8 protein-coding genes and 2 pseudogenes are annotated in these 5,629 nt (G+C 58.9%); 8 read left to right on the top strand and 2 right to left on the bottom strand.

The genetic code is table 11. The annotated features are described in order from the left end of the window. Positions 1-71: pseudogene (locus tag ACOI7Z_RS26655) on the bottom strand (QacE family quaternary ammonium compound efflux SMR transporter); the annotation flags it as partial. A 116-nt stretch (positions 72-187) separates the two neighbouring features. Continuing rightward, positions 188-1,026 (bottom strand): annotated as a pseudogene (aadA1, locus tag ACOI7Z_RS26650) (ANT(3'')-Ia family aminoglycoside nucleotidyltransferase AadA1). A 145-nt stretch (positions 1,027-1,171) separates the two neighbouring features. On the opposite strand from aadA1, the gene intI1 reads away from it, so the two are divergent. The 8 genes from intI1 to ACOI7Z_RS26610 all read left to right on the top strand — a co-directional run bounded on the left by intI1 (position 1,172) and on the right by ACOI7Z_RS26610 (position 5,522). Continuing rightward, positions 1,172-2,185: a class 1 integron integrase IntI1 gene (gene intI1 / locus ACOI7Z_RS26645; RefSeq protein ID WP_000845048.1), complete on the top strand. Its 1,014-nt coding sequence runs from the start codon at positions 1,172-1,174 to the stop codon at positions 2,183-2,185. 305 nt (positions 2,186-2,490) lie between these two features. Then, entirely contained in the window at positions 2,491-2,781 is a 291-nt protein-coding gene (locus tag ACOI7Z_RS26640; RefSeq protein ID WP_001247892.1) for a nucleotidyltransferase family protein, read from the top strand. After that, positions 2,778-3,179, top strand: a complete 402-nt coding sequence (locus ACOI7Z_RS26635) for a DUF86 domain-containing protein (RefSeq protein WP_001293886.1) — start codon at positions 2,778-2,780, stop codon at positions 3,177-3,179. Before ACOI7Z_RS26640 ends, ACOI7Z_RS26635 begins: the two co-directional genes overlap by 4 nt. Next, positions 3,169-3,525: a cupin domain-containing protein gene (locus ACOI7Z_RS26630; protein WP_000215515.1), complete on the top strand. Its 357-nt coding sequence runs from the start codon at positions 3,169-3,171 to the stop codon at positions 3,523-3,525. The genes ACOI7Z_RS26635 and ACOI7Z_RS26630 overlap by 11 nt, the downstream gene beginning before the upstream one ends. Positions 3,526-3,779: 254 nt before the next feature. Beyond that, positions 3,780-4,106, top strand: a complete 327-nt coding sequence (locus ACOI7Z_RS26625; RefSeq protein WP_003100858.1) for a hypothetical protein — start codon at positions 3,780-3,782, stop codon at positions 4,104-4,106. Beyond that, complete coding sequence (locus tag ACOI7Z_RS26620; protein ID WP_003100856.1) at positions 4,103-4,603, top strand: hypothetical protein; 501 nt, start codon at positions 4,103-4,105, stop codon at positions 4,601-4,603. The genes ACOI7Z_RS26625 and ACOI7Z_RS26620 overlap by 4 nt, the downstream gene beginning before the upstream one ends. Continuing rightward, positions 4,600-4,971 carry a hypothetical protein gene (locus ACOI7Z_RS26615; protein ID WP_003100853.1) on the top strand — a complete coding sequence of 124 codons (372 nt, stop codon included), beginning with the start codon at positions 4,600-4,602 and terminating at the stop codon, positions 4,969-4,971. Before ACOI7Z_RS26620 ends, ACOI7Z_RS26615 begins: the two co-directional genes overlap by 4 nt. Further along, positions 4,965-5,522, top strand: coding sequence for a recombinase family protein (locus tag ACOI7Z_RS26610; RefSeq protein ID WP_003100847.1), 558 nt, complete (start codon positions 4,965-4,967; stop codon positions 5,520-5,522). The genes ACOI7Z_RS26615 and ACOI7Z_RS26610 overlap by 7 nt, the downstream gene beginning before the upstream one ends. Positions 5,523-5,629 lie beyond the last annotated feature (107 nt).

Below are 5,629 nucleotides of genomic sequence, written 5' to 3'. Positions count from 1 at the left end.
CTAGATTTTAATGCGGATGTTGCGATTACTTCGCCAACTATTGCGATAACAAGAAAAAGCCAGCCTTTCATGATATATCTCCCAATTTGTGTAGGGCTTATTATGCACGCTTAAAAATAATAAAAGCAGACTTGACCTGATAGTTTGGCTGTGAGCAATTATGTGCTTAGTGCATCTAACGCTTGAGTTAAGCCGCGCCGCGAAGCGGCGTCGGCTTGAACGAATTGTTAGACATTATTTGCCGACTACCTTGGTGATCTCGCCTTTCACGTAGTGAACAAATTCTTCCAACTGATCTGCGCGGGAGGCCAAGCGATCTTCTTCTTGTCCAAGATAAGCCTGTCTAGCTTCAAGTATGACGGGCTGATACTGGGCCGGCAGGCGCTCCATTGCCCAGTCGGCAGCGACATCCTTCGGCGCGATTTTGCCGGTTACTGCGCTGTACCAAATGCGGGACAACGTAAGCACTACATTTCGCTCATCGCCAGCCCAGTCGGGCGGCGAGTTCCATAGCGTTAAGGTTTCATTTAGCGCCTCAAATAGATCCTGTTCAGGAACCGGATCAAAGAGTTCCTCCGCCGCTGGACCTACCAAGGCAACGCTATGTTCTCTTGCTTTTGTCAGCAAGATAGCCAGATCAATGTCGATCGTGGCTGGCTCGAAGATACCTGCAAGAATGTCATTGCGCTGCCATTCTCCAAATTGCAGTTCGCGCTTAGCTGGATAACGCCACGGAATGATGTCGTCGTGCACAACAATGGTGACTTCTACAGCGCGGAGAATCTCGCTCTCTCCAGGGGAAGCCGAAGTTTCCAAAAGGTCGTTGATCAAAGCTCGCCGCGTTGTTTCATCAAGCCTTACGGTCACCGTAACCAGCAAATCAATATCACTGTGTGGCTTCAGGCCGCCATCCACTGCGGAGCCGTACAAATGTACGGCCAGCAACGTCGGTTCGAGATGGCGCTCGATGACGCCAACTACCTCTGATAGTTGAGTCGATACTTCGGCGATCACCGCTTCCCTCATGATGTTTAACTTTGTTTTAGGGCGACTGCCCTGCTGCGTAACATCGTTGCTGCTCCATAACATCAAACATCGACCCACGGCGTAACGCGCTTGCTGCTTGGATGCCCGAGGCATAGACTGTACAAAAAAACAGTCATAACAAGCCATGAAAACCGCCACTGCGCCGTTACCACCGCTGCGTTCGGTCAAGGTTCTGGACCAGTTGCGTGAGCGCATACGCTACTTGCATTACAGTTTACGAACCGAACAGGCTTATGTCCACTGGGTTCGTGCCTTCATCCGTTTCCACGGTGTGCGTCACCCGGCAACCTTGGGCAGCAGCGAAGTCGAGGCATTTCTGTCCTGGCTGGCGAACGAGCGCAAGGTTTCGGTCTCCACGCATCGTCAGGCATTGGCGGCCTTGCTGTTCTTCTACGGCAAGGTGCTGTGCACGGATCTGCCCTGGCTTCAGGAGATCGGAAGACCTCGGCCGTCGCGGCGCTTGCCGGTGGTGCTGACCCCGGATGAAGTGGTTCGCATCCTCGGTTTTCTGGAAGGCGAGCATCGTTTGTTCGCCCAGCTTCTGTATGGAACGGGCATGCGGATCAGTGAGGGTTTGCAACTGCGGGTCAAGGATCTGGATTTCGATCACGGCACGATCATCGTGCGGGAGGGCAAGGGCTCCAAGGATCGGGCCTTGATGTTACCCGAGAGCTTGGCACCCAGCCTGCGCGAGCAGCTGTCGCGTGCACGGGCATGGTGGCTGAAGGACCAGGCCGAGGGCCGCAGCGGCGTTGCGCTTCCCGACGCCCTTGAGCGGAAGTATCCGCGCGCCGGGCATTCCTGGCCGTGGTTCTGGGTTTTTGCGCAGCACACGCATTCGACCGATCCACGGAGCGGTGTCGTGCGTCGCCATCACATGTATGACCAGACCTTTCAGCGCGCCTTCAAACGTGCCGTAGAACAAGCAGGCATCACGAAGCCCGCCACACCGCACACCCTCCGCCACTCGTTCGCGACGGCCTTGCTCCGCAGCGGTTACGACATTCGAACCGTGCAGGATCTGCTCGGCCATTCCGACGTCTCTACGACGATGATTTACACGCATGTGCTGAAAGTTGGCGGTGCCGGAGTGCGCTCACCGCTTGATGCGCTGCCGCCCCTCACTAGTGAGAGGTAGGGCAGCGCAAGTCAATCCTGGCGGATTCACTACCCCTGCGCGAAGGCCATCGGTGCCGCATCGAACGGCCGGTTGCGGAAAGTCCTCCCTGCGTCCGCTGATGGCCGGCAGCAGCCCGTCGTTGCCTGATGGATCCAACCCCTCCGCTGCTATAGTGCAGTCGGCTTCTGACGTTCAGTGCAGCCGTCTTCTGAAAACGACAGCGCGGCACGGGAATCAAGGCATTGCGATTCTCGAAAATAGTTCTTGAAATTCTATTCTTGATTGCATATCATCTCAACGAGTTTCGATAAGAAAGGATGCGCATGCGACCGTCTGTTGTGCTTGACATGAAGCGAAGCGCAGTGCGTGAAGCGGTAGGCCGCTTTCGCGCCGCGAACCCGCGCGTCTTCGGCTCGGTGCTGCATGGCACCGACCGGGATGGCAGCGACCTCGACCTGTTGGTCGATGCGCTGCCCGGTGCCACGTTGTTGGACTTGGGCGATTTGGAAGAAGAACTGAAATCGCTGCTCGGCGTTGACGTCGATCTGCTGACTCCCGGCGACCTGCCGCCGAAGTTCCGGGCCAAGGTGCTCGCGGAGGCGCAACCGATATGAGCGAGAACCGCCTGCCCGATTACCTCGACCACATTCAGCAGGCCGCAACCGATGCGCGCAGCTTCGTGGAAGGGATGGCCAAGGACGACTTCTTGGCCGACAAGCGCACCCAGCAGGCCGTCATCATGAGCCTGATCGTCATCGGCGAGGCGGCCACAAAGGTGATGGATGGCTACGTCGAGTTCACCCAGGCGCATGCCGACGTGCCGTGGCGCAGCATGCGCAATATGCGTAATCGCATGGCTCACGGCTATTTCGACATCAACCTCGATGTGGTGTGGGAGACGGTACAGGAATGGCTGCCGGCGTTGCTCCAGCAATTGCCCGCCGTGCGTCAGGATGCCGACGATGAAGACCGTAACGACAACTGTGAAAGAGGGATCTCCGATGACTGTTGAATCGAGAATATTTTCTGTAGCCGAGTATGTTCAGCCGTCCGAAGGCGAGCCTATTCGTTCCGTTGTGCTTGAAACCCGAGACTCAATTATCGTGGTTTGGCATGTCCATCCCGGGCAGGAAATTGCGGCTCACATTCATCCTCACGGCCAAGACACGTGGACTGTTTTGTCGGGAATGGCTGATTACTTTCAGGGCAATGGGATTGTTCGTGCCCTCAGGGAAGGTGAGATAGCCGTGGCAAGACCGGGCCAAGTGCACGGGGCGCGAAATACAGGTACCGAGCCATTTGTGTTAGTCTCGGTTGTGGCATCAGCCAATGCCGGTTTCGTATTGGCTGAGCGATAGAGCCCAATCTCTGGAGTTGGTCCAATGAGCGGTCGGGGAGATAGGTAACAGACATGCAGCGGACACGGCTGCTAAACCAGGTCGCAAACCTCCTTGCGTCGCAGCGTGCCGCAAGCGACGCGATCAATCGAATGGGGTCGGCATGAGACTGAACACCATCCAGTTCCCGACCGCGTAGCCGCCTGTCCTGCCGATCAGGTCTTGACCATCGACGCCTGGGATCAGTCCTGAATGTTCTTGGAGACCACTACGTTATGAGCCGCAGCCGCCGCAAAACACCCATCGTCGGGCACACGACCTGCGGCAGCGAGCGCGAGGACAAGAAGCTCTGGCATCAGCGCTGGCGCACCCGTGAGCGCACGGCGCTGACCAGCGCGTCGCCCGAAGCCCTGAGCGCCCATCTGCCCCTGCTGGAAAACCAGGCCAGCAGCGTCTGGTCGATGGGCAAGGATGGCCGCTCCTACTGGCCCGTCAAGCGCCAGGCCGCCACGGCGGATCGCATCGCCAATCACAAGGGACGCAACCCGCAAGAACGCGCCTCCCTGAAAAAGCGCCTGCTGCGCAAGTGGATGAGCAAATGAAGCTCTCCTTCCATCAGCACATTGCGCTGTTCTGGATGATCGGTGCTCCGGGCGTCTTCGCGCCCGTGATCGAGAACGCCAAGCGGCCCGATGCCGGCGCCGTCATGGCGTGGGGTGTCGCGATCGTGGCGGTGATGATCCTCTTCACCCCTTTGCTGCTGCGCTGTCCACCATTCCGGCGCTGGTATGGCCGGACGGATGCGCTGTCGGAGCGGCAGCGCCAGGCGCTTGCCGAGCGCGGCCTGCGCCGCTACTACCAGACCGCTTTCGATGACGGCTACGTGCCCCGCGTGATGCCCTACGTGTGGCGCATCATCTGGACGGTCGGCGGGTTGATGGCTGTGACCGCCGTACTGCCTACCAACACCGGACGGCCAGCCTTCGATGCCTTGGTGGTCTTCTCGACCTGGTATCCGATAGGCGTGATGCTGCTGGTTTTCGCGTCGAGGCCCCTTGGCCGGTTGATTCGCCAAAGAGCACAGGAGCGGCGGAAATGAGCACGTCAACCATCGAGGCGCTGGCCAGCGCCTGGGCAAGGATTGCCGAGGAAGCGGAATTCCCCGCTGACTACGAGGGGACTGCCACACCACAAGCGCATCGGGCTAGCGAAGCTATTCAGGAGCAGATTCGGGAGCGCATCGTCGCCACCAACGACATGCGGCTGTTCAGCCTGCTGCACCTGCTGGGTCAGGCGTCGCTGCGCATGGAGCAAGCGCTGTGGCCGGAGGATTACGAGCGGATGACGCGCGAGGTTGAGGAAGCCCTGCGGCAAGCCACCGACGCCAACGCCAGATCGTACACCCACGAAGAAGTGATGCAGGCGATGCAGGAACGCATCGACCGGGCGCGAGACAAGCCATGTTGATTGGCTATGCGCGCGTCTCGACGCAGGATCAGAACCTGGAGCTGCAACGCGAAGCCTTGAGCAAGGCCGGATGTAAAAAGGTCTTCGAGGACAAGGTGAGTGGCACGCGGGCAGACCGGCCTGGCTTGGCCAAGACGCTCGAAATGCTGCGCGAAGGCGATACTTTGGTCGTCTGGAAGCTCGACCGGCTGGGCCGGTCGGTCAAGCAACTGGTCGATCTGGTCGGCGATCTGCACAAGCACGGTGTCCAGTTCAGGAGCCTCACCGACTCCATCGACACCGGCACACCATCCGGGCGGTTCTTCTTCCACGTCATGGCGAGCCTTGCCGAAATGGAGCGCGAGCTGACCGTCGAGCGCACCCGCGCCGGGCTGGAAGTCGCCAAGCAGCTCGGCCGCAAAGGCGGCCGCAAGCCGAAGATGACCGACAGCAAGATCGAGTCGGCCAAGAAGCTGCTGGCCAGCGGGGTGCCGCCCAAGGACGTGGCCAAGAACCTCGGCGTGTCCATTCCGACGCTGTACCGCTGGGTGCCAGCCTCCACGCACGCTTAGCGTGCTTTATTTTCCGTTTTCTGAGACGACCCCTTCATTGAGCCGGACTGGCCAGAAATGTTATCGCCGGCGTCACTTTTAACGGCCGATTTCGGTTATCCACAAAT

It is taken from the genome of Klebsiella sp. C283 (assembly GCF_048822555.1).
Classification (GTDB): domain Bacteria; phylum Pseudomonadota; class Gammaproteobacteria; order Enterobacterales; family Enterobacteriaceae; genus Klebsiella; species Klebsiella quasipneumoniae.
Note: the sequence above shows the minus strand (reverse complement) of the source record. Positions and strands in the feature narration are given on the sequence as shown.